Source organism: Catellatospora sp. NPDC049111, assembly GCF_040648615.1.
Classification (GTDB): domain Bacteria; phylum Actinomycetota; class Actinomycetes; order Mycobacteriales; family Micromonosporaceae; genus Catellatospora; species Catellatospora aurea.
Map to the genome: position 1 here is coordinate 176,443 of NZ_JBEZEB010000003.1, position 19,549 is coordinate 195,991.

General features: G+C 68.3%; 11 protein-coding genes and 2 pseudogenes. 2 read left to right on the plus strand and 11 right to left on the minus strand.

From position 1 onward, the window contains the following. Positions 1 to 7: 7 nt before the first annotated feature. Complete coding sequence (locus AB0B66_RS05650; protein ID WP_360523417.1) at positions 8 to 679, minus strand: GNAT family N-acetyltransferase; 672 nt, start codon at positions 677 to 679, stop codon at positions 8 to 10. A gap of 169 nt (positions 680 to 848) precedes the next feature. Here AB0B66_RS05650 and AB0B66_RS05655 point away from each other — a divergent pair, with 169 nt between their 5' ends. Both AB0B66_RS05655 and AB0B66_RS05660 read left to right on the plus strand, forming a co-directional pair. Then, positions 849 to 2,207 (plus strand): PLP-dependent aminotransferase family protein, encoded by a 1,359-nt coding sequence (locus tag AB0B66_RS05655; RefSeq protein ID WP_360523420.1) that lies wholly within the window; start codon positions 849 to 851, stop codon positions 2,205 to 2,207. 7 nt (positions 2,208 to 2,214) lie between these two features. Further along, positions 2,215 to 3,198, plus strand: coding sequence for a D-alanine--D-alanine ligase (locus AB0B66_RS05660; RefSeq protein ID WP_360523423.1), 984 nt, complete (start codon positions 2,215 to 2,217; stop codon positions 3,196 to 3,198). A 227-nt stretch (positions 3,199 to 3,425) separates the two neighbouring features. On the opposite strand, the pseudogene AB0B66_RS05665 reads toward AB0B66_RS05660, so the two are convergent. The 10 genes and pseudogenes from AB0B66_RS05665 to rpmH form a co-directional block, all read right to left on the minus strand. Continuing rightward, positions 3,426 to 4,019, minus strand: a pseudogene (locus AB0B66_RS05665) (hypothetical protein); the annotation flags it as partial. Positions 4,020 to 9,676: 5,657 nt separating this feature from the next. Continuing rightward, positions 9,677 to 9,851, minus strand: a pseudogene (locus AB0B66_RS05670) (integrase core domain-containing protein); the annotation flags it as partial. Between the two features lie 2,872 nt (positions 9,852 to 12,723). Beyond that, on the minus strand, positions 12,724 to 13,782 hold the full coding sequence (locus AB0B66_RS05675) for a ParB/RepB/Spo0J family partition protein (RefSeq protein WP_360523426.1): 1,059 nt from the start codon (positions 13,780 to 13,782) through the stop codon (positions 12,724 to 12,726). A gap of 40 nt (positions 13,783 to 13,822) precedes the next feature. Next, positions 13,823 to 15,007 (minus strand): ParA family protein, encoded by a 1,185-nt coding sequence (locus AB0B66_RS05680; protein ID WP_360524140.1) that lies wholly within the window; start codon positions 15,005 to 15,007, stop codon positions 13,823 to 13,825. A 606-nt stretch (positions 15,008 to 15,613) separates the two neighbouring features. Continuing rightward, entirely contained in the window at positions 15,614 to 16,318 is a 705-nt protein-coding gene (gene rsmG / locus AB0B66_RS05685) for a 16S rRNA (guanine(527)-N(7))-methyltransferase RsmG (RefSeq protein ID WP_360524143.1), read from the minus strand. Positions 16,319 to 16,356: 38 nt separating this feature from the next. Beyond that, positions 16,357 to 16,953 carry a R3H domain-containing nucleic acid-binding protein gene (locus AB0B66_RS05690; protein ID WP_360523430.1) on the minus strand — a complete coding sequence of 199 codons (597 nt, stop codon included), beginning with the start codon at positions 16,951 to 16,953 and terminating at the stop codon, positions 16,357 to 16,359. A 196-nt stretch (positions 16,954 to 17,149) separates the two neighbouring features. Further along, positions 17,150 to 18,025: a membrane protein insertase YidC gene (gene yidC, locus AB0B66_RS05695; RefSeq protein WP_360523433.1), complete on the minus strand. Its 876-nt coding sequence runs from the start codon at positions 18,023 to 18,025 to the stop codon at positions 17,150 to 17,152. Next, positions 18,022 to 18,306 carry a membrane protein insertion efficiency factor YidD gene (gene yidD / locus AB0B66_RS05700; protein WP_166381194.1) on the minus strand — a complete coding sequence of 95 codons (285 nt, stop codon included), beginning with the start codon at positions 18,304 to 18,306 and terminating at the stop codon, positions 18,022 to 18,024. The genes yidC and yidD overlap by 4 nt, the downstream gene beginning before the upstream one ends. Beyond that, on the minus strand, positions 18,303 to 18,746 hold the full coding sequence (rnpA, locus tag AB0B66_RS05705) for a ribonuclease P protein component (protein WP_360523436.1): 444 nt from the start codon (positions 18,744 to 18,746) through the stop codon (positions 18,303 to 18,305). The genes yidD and rnpA overlap by 4 nt, the downstream gene beginning before the upstream one ends. Positions 18,747 to 18,766: 20 nt before the next feature. After that, the gene (gene rpmH, locus AB0B66_RS05710) at positions 18,767 to 18,904 is read right to left on the minus strand and encodes a 50S ribosomal protein L34 (RefSeq protein ID WP_120317612.1); all 138 of its coding nucleotides are present in this window, start codon (positions 18,902 to 18,904) and stop codon (positions 18,767 to 18,769) included. Positions 18,905 to 19,549: the final 645 nt, after the last annotated feature.

The window sequence follows — 19,549 nt, forward strand, 5'->3', positions numbered from 1 at the left end:
GCACCACTCAGTTGGTGGTGCTGCGCACCGCCGGCCGCACTCCCGGCCGCAGCAGTTCCGGGCTCATCGAGCCGAGCAGTTTCTCCAGCGCGTACTCCACGTCTGACTTCCACGACAGCGCGGTCCGCAGCTCCATGCGCAGCCGGGGGAAGCGCGGGTGCGGGCGCACCGTCTTGAAGCCCACAGCGAGGAAGAAGTCGGCCGGCGCGAGGCAGCTGAACTGCCGCGTGTCCTCGTCGTCGGAGTGCTCGCCGAACTTGGCGTCGCCGAACGCCTCGATGGCGCGGATGCCACGCTTGGTGAGGTCGCGGGCCACCGACTGGATCAGCACCCGGCCCAGCCCGCCGCCCGCGAACGCGGCCACCACGTGCGCCGTCATCAACTGCACGGCGTCGGGGGAGACCGGAGAGGTGGGGAAGGCGTTGCCGCGGGGAACGTACATCGGCGGCGCGTAGAGCACGAACGCGGCGGGCATCCCGTCGACGTAAGCGATCTTGCCGCAGGAGCCCCACTCCAGCAGGGTCTGCGAGACCCAGGCCTCCTTCTCCAGACCAGGGTCGCCGTTGGCACAGGCCCGCTCGCCGGAAACGGGATCAAGCTCCCAGAACACGCAGTTGCGACATCCCTTCGGCAGGTCCTCCAGGGTGTCCAGCGTCAGATTCACCACTCTGCGTGACATGAGCAGCTCCGTGCTCTTACCGCGGCGGAGCCGCGTGCGCCGAAAATTGGCCCGCCACCGAGCCAACCCATTGACTTTACGCCCGATTACGGCCTTCCTGCACCCTATCCCGTTGGATGGATTCGACCGAATGTCGGTTCAAGACCCACATGACCCAGCGTACGATTCGATGACCAACTGTTTGTCCAGCCGGGGAGGGACCGTGGCGGAGACGGGCACGACGCTCGACGACTACACCGATCGGTACGCGCAGCGCATCATCGGGATGACCGCCTCGGAGATTCGAGCTCTCTTCGCCGTGGCGAACCGCCCCGAGGTGGTGTCACTCGCCGGGGGTATGCCGTACATCTCCGCGCTGCCGCTCGACGCGGTCGGCGAGGTCATCGGCGAACTCGTCGCCAAGCAGGGCGCCAGCGCGCTGCAGTACGGCCTCGGCCAGGGCATGCCCGAGTTGCGTGAGCAGATCTGCGCCCTGATGGCCGACGTCGGCATCGACGCCTCGGTCGGCGCGTCGCCCGACGACGTCGTCGTCACCATCGGCGGCCAGCAGGCCCTCGACCTGATCGCGCGGCTGTTCCTCGACCCCGGCGACGTCGTGCTCGCGGAAGGCCCCACCTACGTCGGCGCGCTCGGCGTCTTCCAGGCGGCGCAGGCCCAGGTCGTGCACGTGCCGATGGACCACGACGGCCTCATCCCGGCCGCGTTGGAGATCGCGATCGAGGAGCAGCGCCGGCTCGGCCGCCGCGTCAAGTTCCTCTACACGATCCCGACCTACCAGAACCCCGCCGGCGTCACCCTGTCCGAGGAGCGCCGCGAGCAGGTGCTCGACATCTGCGAGCGGGCCGGGCTGCTGGTCATCGAGGACGACCCGTACGGCCGCCTCGGCTTCGAGGGCGAGGCGCCGCGGCCGCTGCGCGCCCGCCGCCGCGACGGGGTCTTCTACCTGAGCACCTTCTCCAAGACCTTTGCGCCGGGCCTGCGGGTGGGCTGGATCCTCGCCCCCCACGCGGTACGCGACAAGCTGGTGATCGCCACCGAGGCGAACATCCTGTGCCCGAGCAACTTCGCCCAGTCCGTGGTGAGCACCTACCTGTCCACCATGCCGTGGCGCCAGCAGCTCAAGACGTATCAGCAGATCTACGCCGAGCGCCGCGACGCGCTGCTGACCGCGCTGTCCGACCTGATGCCCGAGGGCACCACCTGGACCCACCCGGCGGGCGGCCTGTTCGTCTGGGCGACCCTGCCCGCCGGCCTCAACTCCAAGGCCATGGTGCCCCGTGCCATCGCCGCGCGCGTCGCGTACGTGCCCGGCACCGGCTTCTACGCCGACGGCACCGGTCAGCAGCACCTGCGGCTGAACTTCTCGTTCCCGCCGCCGGAGCGCATCCGGGAGGGTGTGCGTCGCCTCGCCGGAGTGGTCGAGCAGGAGCTGGCCACGCGGGCCGTGTTCGGCGACACCGGCCCCCTGGACGCGGTGACCGAGCTGCCGCGGCCCGGCGCGCATGCGCCCGGTCCCGACTTGGCATGATTCGAGGGTGACCGCACCGTCCGCTTCGCCTGCCGTCCGAGCCGATCTCCGCTGCCTGGTGCTGGCGGGCGGCCTTTCCTACGAGCGTGACGTCTCGCTGCGATCGGGCCGCCGGGTGCTGGACGCCCTGCGCGCCGTCGGCGTCGAGGCGGACATGCTCGACGCCGACGTGGCCCTGCTGCCCGCGCTGAAGTCCGATCCGCCGGACGCCGTGTTCATCGCCCTGCACGGCTCCACCGGCGAGGACGGCTCCCTGCGCGGCGTGCTCGACCTGTGCGGCGTGCCCTACGTCGGGCCCGACGCCCGCTCGGCCCGGCTCGCCTGGGACAAGCCCTCCGCGAAAGCGGTCTTCGTCGAGTACGGCATCCCCACCCCGGAATGGGTCGCGCTGCCGCACGACCGCTTCTCCGAACTCGGCGCCGTCGCCGTGCTGGAGCGCATCGTGGACCGTCTCGGCCTGCCCCTGATGGTCAAACCCGCCCAGGGCGGCTCCGGGCTAGGCGCCGCGGTGGTCCGGGACGCCTCCGCGCTGCCGGCCGCGATGGTCGGGTGCTTCGCGTACGATCAGACCGCCCTCGTGGAGCGCTATGTCGAAGGCGTGGACGTGGCGGTCTCCATTCTCGACCTCGGCGAGGGGCCGTTCGCGCTGCCGCCCGTCGAGATCGTGCCCAGCAACGGCGTGTACGACTACGCGGCCCGATACACAGCCGGCCTCACCACCTGGCATGCGCCGGCCCGGCTGTCGGCGGACACGAGCGCACAGGTGGTCAAGACGGCGCTGGCCGCACACCAGGCACTGGGCCTGCGTGACATGTCCCGGGTCGACCTGATCGTGGCTCCGGCGGGAGAGTGCACCGTCCTGGAGGTCAACGTCTCACCGGGCATGACCGAGACCTCCCTGCTACCGATGGCGGTGCAGGCCGGCGGACTCGACCTCGGAGAGGTGATCGCCCGCCTGGTCATGCAGGCCGCCGCCCGCCCCGCCGGCTGACCGGCACGGCTGAACAGCGAAGCGCCCAGGTTCCCACAGGAACCTGGGCGCTTCGCGTTATGTCGCCGGCTTGCGGCGCCTGCCGCTCGCCGCCGGGCTGGGCCTCACTCGCTCGGGTCCGTGTGACTACCACTCGTGCCACGGGCCGAGACGCGCCGTGTCCATCGGCGCGGAACCGTGGAACCCGTGCCAGCGAGCTGCCTCACGCGGGCCCGTCAGGAGTCGGTCAGTTTCGCCGGCGCCTGCCAGTCGATGCGTGGCGGCTGCGCCAGCGGCGTGCCGCCGAACTCCGCCAGCCACGCCGCGACGTGGGCCAGACTCTCCCGCCACTGGTCCTCGGGGATCGGCGGCAGGATGTCATCCCACAGCGGCAGGAACGTGCCGCGCAGTTGCAGCTGCCCGACCGGGCGAGCCATGAACCACACGTGGAGGTGTGCGGCCCCGTCGCCCCACCGGTAGACGTGGACCCGGGCCACCTTGTCCAGCGAACGGATGGCCCGCTCAAGCCGCACCGTCATGACGCCGAGTTCGGCGGCCAGCAGGTTCGGCAGGTCGCCCAGATCGAGGTGGGACCGTGGCTCCAGCATCAGCACCATCGGTAGACCCGTGGGCCGGTCCATGGTGCGTACGCGCCAGCGCTCGTTCACCCAGATGTAGGCATCGTCGGGTGCGGTGCACGCCGTGCAGTCAGCCGAGTCCTCACCCTTGCGGGACGGCTCGGTCTCTACCGGCGGGTCAAGATGCTTGATCTTGAAGTCGCCCTCGAACGGAAACGAGGGCCACGCAGTGAAGCCGGGAAGGGGCATGGGGGTATCGGCCACCTGCAGAATCTAGCCCAGCCAGGCGGTCCTGTCTCCCCCCGGCTGTGGATTCCCGAGCGCCGGTTTCACGTGAAACCACAGCCCACAGGGTGCCTGTGGATAACTTTGTGGATAGGTTGGGACCGCCCTGTGGAATGTGGCATCGTGACCTCGGTTACGCCATGAGTGCGCAGAGCGACGGCACGTCTGTTTACGTGCTGATCCCGTTGGCAGCACTCGGATCCGACACGTTCGTCGCGGTGGTTTCACGTGAAACATGACCTGTGGATAACTGGCGTCCGGCTGTGGAAAGAGGACAGTCCAAGGCTGTGGACAGCGGATACGTGACCTTCCTCGCACTTCGGCGGGGCAGTGGAGATCGTTGACCTTGGGCATGCGGGTTGTGGATAACTCCGATGACCTGTGTACGGACAATCTGGCTGTCCCAGCGTCGCCCAGGTGGGCTGGTGGTGGCCGATCGACTGGCAGGGGCCGGGGGTGGCGCCGACTTGTCCTCCGGGTGCCCGAGGTTCAGGGAGCTCGTCACGGGCACCAGCCGCGCTAGGGCTGGCTAACGGCGTCGCGGGTCGCGGGTGGCTGGCACCAGTGCCGTGCATCCCAGCTCGGCTCGGGCACGCCTTCGGATCCCTGGGCATGATCCGTAGGTCGAGATCTGGTGAGGGATCCACCGGTTGCCAACCACGTGAGGCCTGGCTCGCTCGGCCGGTTTCGGTGGCCAAGCGCGGACGGCCTGAGTTCGGCCCGCCGTGCACCAGACGAAGTCGAGGTAGCACCGAGCCACGAACTGGAAGCCCAGTGGCCGCCAATGCCGACCTGGTGTGCCCGGGATCGCGGGGGGGGGAGTCCGGGATCGCGGGGGGAGTCCGGGATCGCGGGGGGGAGTCCGGGATCGCGGGGGGAGTCCGGGAGGTCGGCGGAGTCCGGGAGGTCGGCGGAGCCGTCGGCCGGCTCGGCGACCTAGGCTACGGTCTCTGATGTCCTGCACGGGTCGGCAGCTCGGTCGCGTGGCATGACGGTGCCAGAAGTCATCTGTCCGCGTCGGCTAGGCGGGTCAGCGAACCGAACTCCTGGACGCAGCACATCCACCGAGAACTCGGCCCGTTATCCATGGCGACATGTTCTCTTAAGGTCTGTGTGCGGCTGGCGCTGGAGCAGCGGCCAACAGGCGGACGCCTCCAACGCCACCGCGACTCCGTGGGGGAGTGTGACTCGCGATCGGGTGCCAGACCCGTCGCCAGCGCTCGGTGCCGCGGTGACGCAGCAAAGACTGCAGAGCCGCGGTGAAGGCACTGGCAGACTTGTGCATTGCCTTCACCGCGACTTGGCTCGGTAGACCAACTGCCAGCTGTCCCGGCTCGGACGTTCGGTGCAGCCGCGATCAAGTTCCGGCACTGATCCAGATGCCGTGCAAGCTGACCACGTCATCGGCTGCTGGTGACGGCTGCTTGTGCTCGGCACTCAACAGTTGATCTGATATCGGCGGCTCGCCACCCTGATCCGGATGTGCGTTTGGTCAGATCGGTTAGGCAACGGGCCCTGTCCTCACCGCCTCGGTGCCAGCGGGACGGAATGGCTGAAGCGTGGCTGCCCCCGAACCACCACGACACCCGTCGCATGCTTGTCCACCCACCGCAGCCCGTCGCCAATTTCCGCACCGTGTCCGACCGGTGGCGACCCGTACCGCCACCAAACGGCGGTCCTTCCGGCCGACGCTGTCATCGTGGTTTCACGTGAAACCGCGTACAGGAGACCCCTTCGGCCGGGTCGCTTCTTCGCCCCTGCACCTCGTGCTGCGCGTGGATTCTCATCTCACGCGTCGGCTGTTCCCAGGACCGGCACCTTGCTGCTGCCCGTAGCCGGCGCCCTGCTGGCCGTACAGCTCGCCGTACCAGCAAGGGCGGCCGCAACCGCAGAGGCTCCGTGAAGTCGGCCGGGAGCAAGCCGGCTCACTGCTGCTGACCCGAATCGAAGTTGGATCAGCGACAGAGCCGGACCCAGCGGAGTTCCTGCCCTGGGCGCAGCGCGACGGCCACCGCGGCGGGAACTGGGCAACTTCACTGCCGGCATCGTCAATCAGGCACCCTCGCCATGGCAGCAACCTATCTGTTCAGGAGCGTGACAACCGGAGCTCCGGTCCTCGGTAGCTCAGTCTTGACCGCAGAGGGTCCATCGGTCACCACTGCGGCGGATCCCACGGGGTTCACCGATGGACCCGGATCGTCAAGGCTCCCGGCGGGCTCGGCAACCGGTGCCGAGTCCGCCACGACCACTGGACGCCCGAATCCGCGGGACCGCGAGAGGTGTGAAATCTCGTTCCGTCGGTCCGCCGAACGGTGGTGGTCTCACCCTGACGGCAGACGCATGGAGGCACCGGGACCATCAGCCCTACCGCAACACGACCAGGCCTGCTGTCACCATCAGGTCTCCCGGCACCACCAGGCCTGCCAGCAGGCATGGTCTCCCAGCTCGCAAGGTCTACCGAAACCTGAGAGTGTCAGGTCTCATCGGAGGTCGGGGACGCGGCTTCACTCGTAACCTCCGAGACCCCTGGCATCTCTGCCATCTCTGGGACCTCCGAGACTGATGTTCGCTGACGCACCAGAGCGTCGAAAACGCCGAGTCCGACGTGCGCTGGCTGGACTGTCGAAGGTCGTTGCGTCCATCAGCCGAACCAGTGGCTCGGTCCACGACGGGTGCATCAACGGGCGAGGTGGGCCTCTCTGGCAACGCGGCCGGACGACCCCACCAACCCGACAACGCCCGGCCCTAACCCACGTTCGACTGGAGTCCTGGACGGCTGCGCGCCAACCAAGCGCTGTGCCCGCGCAACGAAGTTGGGCGACCCGGCGACCTCGCCGAGTTGGCAAGGCGTACCCGCACCCACCCCAATCCAGGGAGAGCCCGCCATGCCCGCAGTTGTTGACCGCCGGCGGCCATCAGCCATCCACCAACACGCCGACCCGCCCACGTATCCTCGCTAGCAAAGCCCTCGGGGGACTCCAGGCGCCAGAACTTCGCGCGAATCGCCGGCGTACGTCGCCGACCCCTTGGGTTCCACGGGGCAAGGGCGGCCATGCGCGGGCGGCTCGGACCGCGGTGGCCACCCAGCGCTTCGCCGAATGCTTCTGCCTATGGGCGCTTGCCTCGACTGCGTGCGCCGCTTTGAGGCGAGCCAGCCTCCCGTCGGCCATCGCCGAACGCCATCCCGACGCCAACTCGGTGTGAGTCAACACCGGCCGTGTCGGCGCGGATCCGCTCGCCGGGCTGGAAGCGGAGACAGAACCACTCATGCGATCGCCGCGACGCACGGCTCCCATGCGCGACCGTGAACGGCCGGCGACCACGAGCAGAGCGCGTGTGACGCGAAACGGGATGACGACGCGGTGGCCGGTAGGGGCGATCCGACACGGACTTACGCGATGAAGGCTACTCCTGTGCGAACCACGAATCGCCCAATTGCACGCACCGTCCCAGCAATCCCGAACCACGCGACACCCCTGTTGCGGAAGGGAAAGCGCACCCGACGGTGCCCACGCATCTACGAGCCTCCGAACGTTGCCATCCAGATGACGCGCCGACCTACCTCAACACGGCACCGGTTGTCGCGCTGAGCCCCGCGCAGAACCGCAGACGACAAGCGAACAGGTGATGTATTTCAACCAGCCGAGCTGGAACTCCGGACCCACACCAACATGTGTCTTCCAGCGCAGCCACGCTCTGAGGGCACATCGCCTCCGTATGCTCGACTGGCCGGTCGCCCGTCGGCACACGCGTTGGCCGACGTCGCAGGAAGTCCTGTAGCACGTCTCCGCAGAAGTCCAACCACAGCCATGAACGCGATCATCGTGTTTCACGTGAAACACTGCGCCCGTCGACACCATCGCGCGTACCGACCGATCAGAACCCGGTCCGACCATCACTCACCTGCTCGCACGGGTACCCGTCGCATCACAGCTTCCAGAGCCCCTGGGCGATCCCACCTACATGCCGGACGCGACGGTCCGACTCACGCAGGATGCGTTCTAGGGGGAGCCTCACCGCACGGATAGACAGCCGGGGGAGCGCACTGCCACCTTGCGAAATGACGCCGCGAAGAGACCCGTGCTACGGCGATGAACCGGGCATCGTCTGACTCGAGCACGTTTGGTTTCGGCTCACCCCGCTGCGGACACCTACGGGGGAACTGCGACGCGGTCGCCGGTCAGCGGCTAACCCTTCGGTGATGTCGGTTCTGCGTGCAGGTCGACAGGCGGGCTCTGCGGCTGGGACCAGGCGTGCGCTGACCGATGTAGGTCTCCCTCCCGATGGCGTACCACTCGGCGGGCGAGGTGGCCCAGGACGTTTGTGCAAGGCAACGCGGTCTAGGCGGTGCAGCACTCGGCCGCGCACCACATCGAGATGCCGGACGCTGATAGCGCCCGGCAGGGGATCACGGGCGCTGCAACTGCGGGAGGGTCCGCCTGGACGTGGCTGAGACGAGCCCCGACGTCGAAGCATCCGCTCAGCACGGGCGACCCTGCGGGGAGAGTCATCGGCAGTAGCTGGAGCGCGGCAAACCCCACCAGCGTTGACGAACGCCGCATCAAATCTCACTAGGGCAGGCACACCCGTCGGCCGACCGGCAGTGATTGGTCGTGCATCGACTGCCTCCCCGCACAGGTCCGCATGGCAGTATGTGCCGCCCCTACGCCGAGCTGGGTAGTACAAATTCCGCCGGCGGGAGAGGCACACGTCGGCAGGCAACTGACACTGGATGCGCCGCGGAACCCATCCAGCCGATGTGGGCCACCAGTTGGTGAAGGCAGGCCCATGGCGGCCGACGCCGTGCCCGGTCGCACACCCGGCTGGGCGACTGCGTCTCCGCTCACACGCAGTGCGGCTGCGGACTTTCCTCTGCGGCCGATCCGAACCTTCACTCGCCGGCGGCTTCCCACCCGGTGCCTTCCCCCACCGGTAGCACAGTGAACTCCCCGGTGAGCCGCAAGGAGCACATGCGATCCTCCACCGCCCGTCCAGTAGCAATGGCCAGCTCTCCACCATCTCGTGGTTCCATCAGTCCCGCCTGGGTCGACCGCAATCCCTCTGCGGGCGGGGAGAGGTCGCAGCCACTGTCACTGCTGCCTGGCTCTGCATAACAAGCCCACCCTTCGTCACCGCTCTACGGCACCACCGGGACTGGTGACATCTCAGTCGGCCGCCGATCGAACCGGAGCAGCGGCAGCCGTGGCCCTGATCGCGACGCCAACAGGCACTGCGAGCTGACGCGAACGCCGGGTCTTGCCAAGGCAAAACTGCCCTTGTGCGTGCCCGTGCCCGTACGTCCCAACCACCCGAGCGGATCCAAGTGCGGCGCTGCACGGCGAGAGCCTGGGCACCCCCGAGACACGTCGCCGGTGGAGGCACTTCGTGCCGTCAGCTCATGCGTTGCCGGTCCCTCCCGACGGAAGCCCGGCGGAAGGCCTCCAGCATGGACGCTACGGAGCAGGCCCGCTCGGATCGTTCCCACGATCGGATCCTCAGCACCGGCCGACATGCCCCTCGACCACAGCAACGCGTGCTGGGCGGCGATCGCAAGGTTTCACGTGAAACAAAAAGATCGCTGGCACGCCTGATCCACGCTCTTCCGAAGCCATGGACGCCGGCCCGGGCTGGATGTTCTGTCTCGTGAGGTTGAGTACGCCACCGGCGGACGGCAAACCGGCCAGCGCGGTGTATCCGCGGTGCTGGTCGTAGGAGTGCAGCCAGGGACAGAACACTTGACGGCGTTCGGCCTCTGAACGGGTACAGCGGGGAGTAGGCCCATTCGTCGAACATGGTGCGGTTGAAGCGTTCGAACGAAGGGCAGCAGGGCCAGACTTTGCCCGGGTCAGACCCGCGCAGCACGGCACTACGACTCACGGACCTTGCCGTCGGCCTGGGGGCGGTAGCTACGGGTGCATTCATGGTGATCCCGGAGGCGGCGAGTGCGTCACGCCGGAGGAGTGACCGGGGAGGCTGGGCAGACCAGTACAACCTCCGGAAGCGCCAAGATTTAGCCGCCGTCCCCTACACCTCTGGCGGTGTAGACCTGGCCGGCGTCGACGTCCACGGTCACCGAGCTGCGCCTGGCGCACGACCACCACTTGCCTCGCCGCGCACCGGGGCAAGGCCTTCGAAAGTGCGATGGGCACGTGGGTCAGACAGCCTGACGTGACGCCATTCGGTCCGCTGGCCTCGATCCATCGCGTCAGCGGTCAGGCCGGCCGGTAGGACAGGCCCGACAGTCGGCGACATCCGGGAGGTACCAAGGGACGCCAACTCGGCAACCGGAAGGCGACTGGTGACGCGAGCAGCTGCAGGAAAGGAACGGCACCTCGTCGGCGCCTCCCACTCGAAACCGAAGCCAGCCGCGCGCTCTGCCGCCGCTGCTCGGAAGCACGCGCCATCTCGGAGATACCACCAAGGCCGGTGGCTACAACCTGGTCGGTCCGAGCAAGCAGCTTCGGCAAGACGGCCCGTCGTGCGCTACCAATCCCTACAGAACGGGGCTCTCACATCAGGCTCACCGCCCGCCATGGATCTGCTACGAGGGCACATCAGAGCCGACAATGCTGTCGTTGTCGCCGGAGACGGCCAGCGGTGTGGCAGCAGAGCGCACCTACAGCGGCCCTGGCGTGTCGCACTGATTCGGCCCGAGTTTGTCTGCTGAGGAGAAGGTTCAGCACCGGCTGCTGAGGGCGGCCCTGCATCCACCGCACGGCGACGACCCTATGCCCACCGCTCTCAACTCGGCACCGGCGGCACGCTCAAGGACGGCCACAGCGCCCACAGGGGAGTGTCGGTGCAACCGTGCCTTACTGGAACACCAGACCTGCTACGCGGCAGCGGATCTTTTGGTTTCACGTGAAACATCAACGCCGCAGCCTCGTGCTCTTCTCAGCCACCCACCGTGTGCAACAAGCGCCGCAGACAGCATCCGTGCGGAAGAGGGCTCGCACGGCACTCCAGGTGAGGCCTTTCGGGGAGAGGTGGCGAATCAAGTCGCCGACGATTGCCGTTCCAGTGAGCCGAAGGCCGGTCCGCGCGTGCCGCCGCCCGGGCCTGCCGAGCGCCACGCCCACCACCCGCGACCTCGCAGAGCCGAAGCCACCGTTCCGCGATTCCGCATCTGCCGAGGAACACCACCTCCACTCTCGCGGTAGGCACCAACGGTTCTCGCCACCGGCTACGCCGCGCAGCGCACCCACTCGGTTCTCACCCCACTGTTCAGCGCGGACCGTCAGACGCTCCGACGTCGAGCGCAACAACCGCAGACTTGCACGGTCTGCTCACACCATCGTGCAGACCCTGATCGGTAAGACCAATTCGCCAGACCCCGCACCGATACCATCGGCGAGCCCAGCGCCGGATGGCGCCAACGACCGATCTGGCCGGTCAATCCATGGGCCCTTTCGAAGGTGACGCAAGCGAACCACGGGCTGGACTCACGGATCCCTCAACCGATGCGGCACACCTGCCCACCGGGCCGATCCTGTCAACGCCGTCGACCAGCTTCCGTCAGCCTCATCCCGAAGCCCAATTCGCAGGCCCTAGGACCAGCCCATCCCGCGCCCAGGATTGAGCTTCAGGCCCGACCAGTCACCCGGGAAAACCGTGGTCCGACAGGCTTGGTCCGCAAGTTCTGTCGAACGCCAGTCAGGCACACCGTCAGCCCAGGGGGCACCATCGGACCCAGTCCTGCCGCCGCGGTCGCCATCTCCGGCTCCGGCCGGTCCGGCTGCCAGAGTTCGGCGAACCGGGGAAGGGGTCCCTCGACCAAGGAATCCGCACACTCGGGCCTTGGCCCAGTCCCACTTCGCGGGGCATCACTCCGGCAGGAGGCACGCGACTCTCCTTGGCTGCCGACCATTGCCCCGGACGAGGCGCACCGTCTCCAACGGCGAGACCCGGCCGGCAAGCAAGCCTTCGGCGGCCTTGTGGTTATGGACCAGGCGGGTCCAGTCAACACGAGCCGCCCGATGATGCCGGACGGTTGGCTTGCCGCGAGGGCCGATCCAGCCGGGGCGGAAGGCCCCGCTCGCGTGTCTCTGCAGACACCGACCGATCCCGACAGCTGTACCGAACCATGCCGGCTGGGTTGACCGGCCGGGCCGCCTTGGGTTCGACGGAGCCACCGCAATTGAGGTGCCGGGTCTGATGTTCGAACGCGGCGTGGGTGCGTGCCTCCACCGATCATGCCGTCGCACCGTCCTTGTCGCAGCGCCGGTAACCCGCCTCCCGCTGGAGGGCTGTGTTGCCTTGGACCCGGAACAGGAGCTCAGGCCCGAACGCATTCCCACGATCCGTCTCATGGCTGGACCTTCCTGGCAACGCGGCTCGGTGCACGTCCGGGTCCACGACACCAAGTTCAGACCGGCTGGCAACGGTCGGCGACCCGAGCCTGGACGCGACCAGGGGAGGGTGCCGAATTCCGGCCACCGTAGACGGCACCGGATAGGGGAACAGACGGCACGAGGAGCCGACGCAGCCGGCACCATGAGCGGAAGCCGGGTAAGGCCGTGTTCGAAGCAGGAGACGGATGAAGGCACCCAAGGTTCGCACCAGGCCGTTACCGGGTCGAGCCGACATACGGCCTGACCAGGCCTCAGCCGAGGCGAGCGTCAACCCGGACCAGGGTAAAAAGAAGCGGGCCGCCTGATCTGGCGGCCCGCTTCATCAACCTAGTCTATTCCTGGTTCTCCACGCCGATGATCCCGACGATGCGCTCCAGGTCGTCGACCGTTGCGAACTCTATCGTGATCTTTCCTTTGCTTCGCCCGATGTCGACCTTCACCTTGGTGTCGAACCGGTCCGACAGCCGGTCCGCCAGGTCGACCAAGGCCGGGGCGTGCGGCTTGGCGCGCCGCTTGGCGGCGGGCTGCTTGGCGTCGCTCTCCGCGTTGGCCAGGGTCACCAGCTCCTCGGTGGCCCGCACGGACAGCCCTTCGGCGACGATGCGCGTCGCCAGCTTGTCCTGGGCGTCGGCCTCGTCGAGGCTGAGCAGCGCCCGTGCATGGCCCGCGGACAGCACTCCGGCCGCCACCCGCTTCTGCACCTGCGGGGGCAGGTTCAGCAGGCGGATGGTGTTGGAGATCTGCGGCCGGCTGCGGCCGATCTTCTTGGCCAGCTCGTCGTGTGTCGCACCGAACTCCTCCAGCAGCTGCTGGTATGCCGCCGCCTCTTCCAGCGGGTTCAGCTGTGCCCGGTGGATGTTCTCGAGCAGGGCGTCGCGGAGCATGGCGTCGTCGCGGGTATCCCGCACGATCGCCGGGATCATCTCCTTGCCGACGGCCTGGGCGGCACGCCAGCGCCGCTCGCCCATGACGAGTTCGTACTTGTCCTGGCCGAGTTCGCGGACGACGATCGGCTGCAGGAAGCCGACCTCCTGGATGGAGATCTTCAGCTCGTCGAGCATCTCGTCGTCGAAGATCTGCCGGGGCTGCTTCGCGTTGGGCACGATCGAGCCGACCGGGATCTCCGCGAACCGCGCACCGGGCACCGGGGCCAGGTCCATGACCTGAGCCGGTGGTGGCATTTCCACAACCTGGGGGGCCTCCACAGCAGCGGTGGTGGCCGGGGGAGCGGAAACCGGCGCGAACTCGACCGGGGCGGACTGCGCCGGCACCGGGGCCGAGACGGGCGCGGGAGCCGACGGCTCGGGTGCCGCTGGTGCCACCGGAGCCGACGGGATCAGCGCACCGAGACCGCGACCGAGGCCTCCCTTACGTACGGGGGGCGGGGTCATGCCACTGCCTCACCCTCGACAGTGGTGCTGTTCCGCGTGCTCATGCCGCAACTCCGATCTTCGCGCCACGCTCGGCGATCTCCTGCGCGGCCTCGAAGTAGCTAGTGGCTCCACGCGAACCGGGATCATAAGTCATGACCGACTGGCCGTAGCTCGGTGCCTCGGATACGCGCACGTTGCGGGGGATGACCGAGGTCAGCACCTTCTCGCCGAAGTGGTTGCGCACGTCCTGCTCGACCGCGTCCGCAAGGCGGGTCCGGCGGTCGTACATGGTCAGCAGGATGGTGGACACGTCCAGGTTCGGGTTGAGGTGGGCCTTCACCAGGTTGATGTTGTTCAGCAGCTGGTTGAGGCCCTCCAGTGCGTAGTACTCGCACTGGATCGGGATCAGCACCTCCTGCGCGGCGCACAGCGCGTTAACCGTCAGCAGGCCTAGCGACGGCGGGCAGTCGATGAAGACGTAGTCGAACTCCATCGGGAAGCCCTGGATCGCACGGCCGAGCCGCGACTCGCGGGCAACCACGGAGACCAGCTCGATCTCGGCACCGGCGAGGTCGATGGTGGCCGGCACGCAGTAGAGGTTCGGGATGCCCTCGACCGCCTGCGCCACCTCCTCCATCGGCACCTGGTCGATCAGACAGTCGTAGACGTCCGGCACGCCCGCGTGGTGCGGCACGTTGAGTCCGGTCGAGGCGTTGCCCTGCGGGTCGAGGTCGACCACCAGGACCCGGTTGCCGTGCAGGGCCAGGGCCACCGCAAGGTTCACGGTCGTGGTGGTCTTGCCCACGCCGCCCTTCTGGTTGGCGACGCACATGACGCGCTGCCGGGTCGGGCGAGGCATGGTCACCTCGCCGCTCGGGTTAAGGATCTGTACGGCGCGCATCGCTTCCATGGCCAACGGTGGGTCCTCCGAACTACCGGACGCTGTCGTGTTCGCGTCAGAAGCACCGTACGCGGTCGCACTCTGATCCTCACCCGCGACATGCGTAGAACTGGGTTGAGGGCGGGGCGACGGCGGCCGGTTCGCCGGGGGAGCGGATACCGGCACGTAGCCGGTGGCACCGTGCGGAGCCGAGGAGAACTCCGCGGGCGGCACACTGCTCCCCGGCGGCGGCACCGAGGCCGTCGCGCGGAAACCGGTCGCGTCAGGGCTCGCCGGACCGCCGGGTGCCGGATATGACCCTGCCGCGCTCGACGAGTACGTGTTCGCGACGGTCGGCCTCATACCGGAGCCCTGGTTGGCGGCGCCTCGCTGCGCCGGGGTTGATGTTTCACGTGAAACAACGCCGTAAGAGCCCTGGGGGAGGCTCATGCCGTATTCCTGCACCGTGTCATCCCTGCCCGCATCGGATCGGATGGCTGCGCCGGCCGGTCCGGCGCGCGCTGGCGTCTCTGCCGGCGGTGCAAAGACCGCACCCGCGACAGTCGGGTCCACATTATCGACGCGCGGCCAGCCTACGGCGGACGGGCGACGGAAGCTACCACCGTCCTCCGGTTGGGCACGCGTGTGACGGCCTTCTGGCTGGACATACACCAAGAATCCCGGCACCAGTGACATGCGACATCCGAGCCGCCGCTGCGCCGGGGAAGTGCCCGGCCAACCCGCGGCTACGGGTGCGACGGGGGACGTGCGCATCACCCGCCGAGCCGGTGGCGCACCGGTCGCCAACACCGCGCCGGACAGGGGCGACCGGATGGCCGCCCCTGCACCCGGAAAGGTGCCGGCATAGGTACGCGGGCGCGGCAGGTCGGCCGAAGCGGACGTGCCGGCTCCGTCGGTTCGCAGGACACCCATCGTCGTGCGCCCTTCCGTCAGCGGAGGGCGCATCGCTCAGCGCCGGCGTCCTCCGCGCCCTGCCCGCCGGGTCGGCTTGGCAGTCTTCGGCACGACCTCGCGCTCCCGAACGATCTCCACCACCGTGGTGGGCGGGTCGATCAGGCCGACGCCGCACTGGTGGATCACGGCCGGGCTACCGCCGAGGCGGGCGACGGCGTCGCCGTGCTCCGCGATCTCCTCGGTGGCCGACATCCCCTTGAGTGCCAGCAGGCGGCCTCCCAGCGAGGCCAGCGGCAGGCACCAGCCCGCAAGCCGGTCCAGCGGTGCCACCGCACGAGCGGTGACGACGTCCGCGCTGAGCCGGCCGATCTGCTCCTCCGCGCGGCCGCGTACCACGGTGACCTGACCGGTCAGGCCGAGAGCCGCCACCGCCTCCTCCAGGAAGGAGGTCCGACGTGCCAGTGGTTCAACCAGAATGACCGAAATATCCGGTCTAGCCACTGCGAGCACGATACCGGGCAGACCCGCTCCGGAGCCCACGTCGACGACCGTGGCGGACGGGGAAATCAGCTCGGCCACGGCGGCGCAGTTCAGCAGGTGCCGCTCCCATAGCCGGGGAGCCTCGCGCGGACCGATCAGACCGCGCACCACCCCGTCGGTGGCCAGCAGGTCGACGTAGCGCGCCGCGACGTCCAGGCGGTCGCCGAACAGCGTCTCGGCCGCCGGGCGAAGGTCGGGGGAGAGCACGGAGCCGGTCACCCCGTCGGGGATGACCGGCTCCGTCTTGTCGTCGGAACTCACGCCGGACGTACCACGATCCGGCGGTTGGGCTCGACGCCCTCGGACTCGCTCTGCACCCCCGCCGCGGCGTTGACCACGTCGTGCACGCACTTGCGTTCGAAGGCGGACATCGGCTCCAGCTTGACGGCCTCGCCGTGCTGCTTGACCTTCTCCACCGCGTTCTTGGCCAGCGCGCCCAGCTCCTTGCGGCGCTGGTCGCGGTAGCCGCCGACGTCCAGCAGCAGGCGGCTCGGCTCGCCGGTCTGCTTGAAGATCGCCAGTCGGGTCAGCTCCTGCAGGGCCTCCAGCGTCGCGCCGCGCGGGCCGACGAGGGACTGCAGGCGGCTGCCGACCACCTCGACCACCGGGCGGCCACCGGAGACCAGCTCGTCGATGTCGCCATCGGCGTCCAGGATGTCCAGCAGGCCCTCGATGTAGTCCGCCGCGATCTCGCTCTGCCGGAACAGGTCGGCGTCGCTGGCGGCCTTGCGCTTGGGAGCGGCGGCCTCGTCGGCGCCCTCCTCGGTCTCCTCGGCCTCCGCCGTGCCCTGTGCCGCCTCGGTCTCGGCGAGGTCTTCGACTGCCACGTCGTCCAGCTCAGTCTGGTCGGTCACGTTCTTCTCCGGGTGTTCGGTCCGATCAAAACCCCGTGATCGGCCCCGCGCCTCACGATGCGGGGATCACGAGCAGGTCTGTGGGGTGGCAGTCAGCCGGCCCGCCGCCCGCGCCTACGGCCCCCCGGCGTCCTCCGCGGCGAGGCGGAGGACGGCTTCGGGCAGGGCCGCGATCGCAGGGCGATCATGGCTGAGGTCAGCCGACGTTCTTCTTCACCGTCTTGCGCTTGGTGTTGGTCGGCTTGGCGCCGACCTTCGGCGCGAGCGCCTTGGCGACCTCCGGGTCGATGACCTTCGGCTCCGCCTTGGCGCCGGCCATCTTCGGCGGCGGGTACTTCTTCAGCACCCACATCTGCTGGCCGAGCGTGAAGAGGTTCGTCGTGGTCCAGTAGATGATCAGACCGAGCGGGAAGGCCACCGCGGAGATGATCAGCGTCGCCGGGATGCCGTACAGCATCAGCTTCTGCATCATCTTCTGCGTGGGGTCCTCGGACCAGCCGGTCTTCAGGATCATCTGGCGGCTGGTCATGTAGGTCGTGATGATCATGACCACGCCGAGGATGCCGCAGAGCACGGCGGCCGCGCCGCCCTGGGTGAAGGTCGCACCGATGGACACACCGAACAGGTCGGCGGCCATGCCGCTCTGGAACTGCGCGGCGGTCCAGCCGTAGAGGGTCTCGTCGACGGTGCCCGTGCCGAGGCGCTTGATCACGTGGAAGACGCCGAAGAAGATCGGCATCTGGATCAGCAGCGGAAGGCAGCCCATCAGCGGGTTGGCCTTCTCCCGCCGGTAGAGCTCCATCATCTCGCGCTGGAGCGTTTCCTTGTCACCCTTGTGCTTCTCCTGCAGCGCCTTCAGCTGCGGCTGGAGGGTCTGCATGGCCCGCTGCGACCGGATCTGCTTGATGAACAGCGGGAACAGCAACACGCGCACCGTGAGCACCAGGAACACGATCGCCAGGACCCAGTCCCAGTTGGTGGCGAGCCAGGTGCCGTCGCCCCAGAGTTTGTCGAAGAGGCTGTGCCATAGCAGCAGGACCTTCGAGACGATCGTGTAGATCCAGTCCATCATGAGGGTGTTGCTCCAGTCACATCAGTACTGCGGCGGGTGTTGGGTGGCACTGGGTCATATCCGCCCGGGTGAAAGGGATGGCAGCGACCGAGCCGCTTGACCGTCAGCCAGAACCCCCGCGGCGCGCCGTGCTGCGCGATGGCCTCCAGCGCGTAGGCGCTGCAGGACGGGTAGAACCGGCAACGGGCTGGCAGGCCCGGACTCACCCAACGACGGTACGCGATGATGGGTAGGGCCAGCACGCGCCCGGCGAGTGTCGTGGGTCGCGACGGCTGCGTCATGTCTTACCCCCGGTCGACCTGCGGCGCGATGCCTGGCCGGGGTCGCGCTTGAGCGCCGCGGCGAGCGCGGCGTCGAGGTCCCGGCCCAGTTGTTCGTACGAGGCGGACGCCGCTTGCGGCTGCGCGCGCACCACCACGGTGGTCCCGGCGGGCAGCCGGTCCAGCCGGTCCGCCGCCAGATGGCGCAGCCGGCGCTTCACCGTGTTGCGGGTCACCGCGTTCCCCACCGCCTTGGAGACCACGAACCCCGCCTGTGAGACCTGCCCGGACACGGCAACGGCGTGGCCGGGATCGACTCCCTGCCACGCCGTTTCATGCTCGATGGCCGCTGCGGGCACCGTCAGGTGCACCACCACGGCGCCACGACCGGCTCGGCGGCCTGCCCGCACGGCGGCGGCGAAGTCAGCGCTTCGCCTCAACCTGTGCGCAGCCTGCAGCATCGCCAGGCCCGTCCGGGGTCTCAGACCGCCAGGCGGGCGCGGCCCTTGCCCCGGCGCGACGACAGCACCGCGCGCCCGGCGCGGGTGCGCATACGCAGCCGGAAGCCGTGGGTCTTCGCGCGCCGACGGTTGTTCGGCTGGTACGTGCGCTTGCTCACGTCAGGTCTCCTGGGGATCGCCCCGCCGTCAAGCGGGGAAGTTCTAGCTTTTCGCGGATGCACCGCCCGGTTGACGGCAGGATCGGGAAGAAGAATCTCGATCTTGTCTGAGTCAGGGCGGACGCCGCAACCGACACCCTAGCAGAGGGTGATGGAGCAACCGCTCCAGGGTACACGTGCCGTCGATGTCCGCCAAGAACTCTTCGCAGCTCACTCACCGTGTCAACAGCGTCGCCCTCACCGCAACCCACAGTGTCGTTATCAACACTCACCGAGAGTGAAGCTGTGGACAACGAGTGGACGCCTGTGGATAACCCTGTTAGCGTGCCGGAGTGCCTGGCTGACGGGGCTGGCCGTTAATTGTGGCAGTTACCGCAAAACCGGGCAATAAGGTGGCTCGTTCGGCACGGTGGGCCGTGTTGCAGGCGCTCGTGCGCCGGATAGGGCGACCCATACCAGCCGGACCCCGGATACCGATCGACACACAGCCTGTGGATAACTTGTGGAGAACCTCGTTGATTCGGGGGATAACCCGGGGGAAAACCACGGTCCGTGATGACACCGTCATTGATCGGAGCCGTCGGGCGGGAGCTGACGGGCAGCCCGGTGCGAGACCGAGCCCCGCTACACGGAATCGAAGGGTCG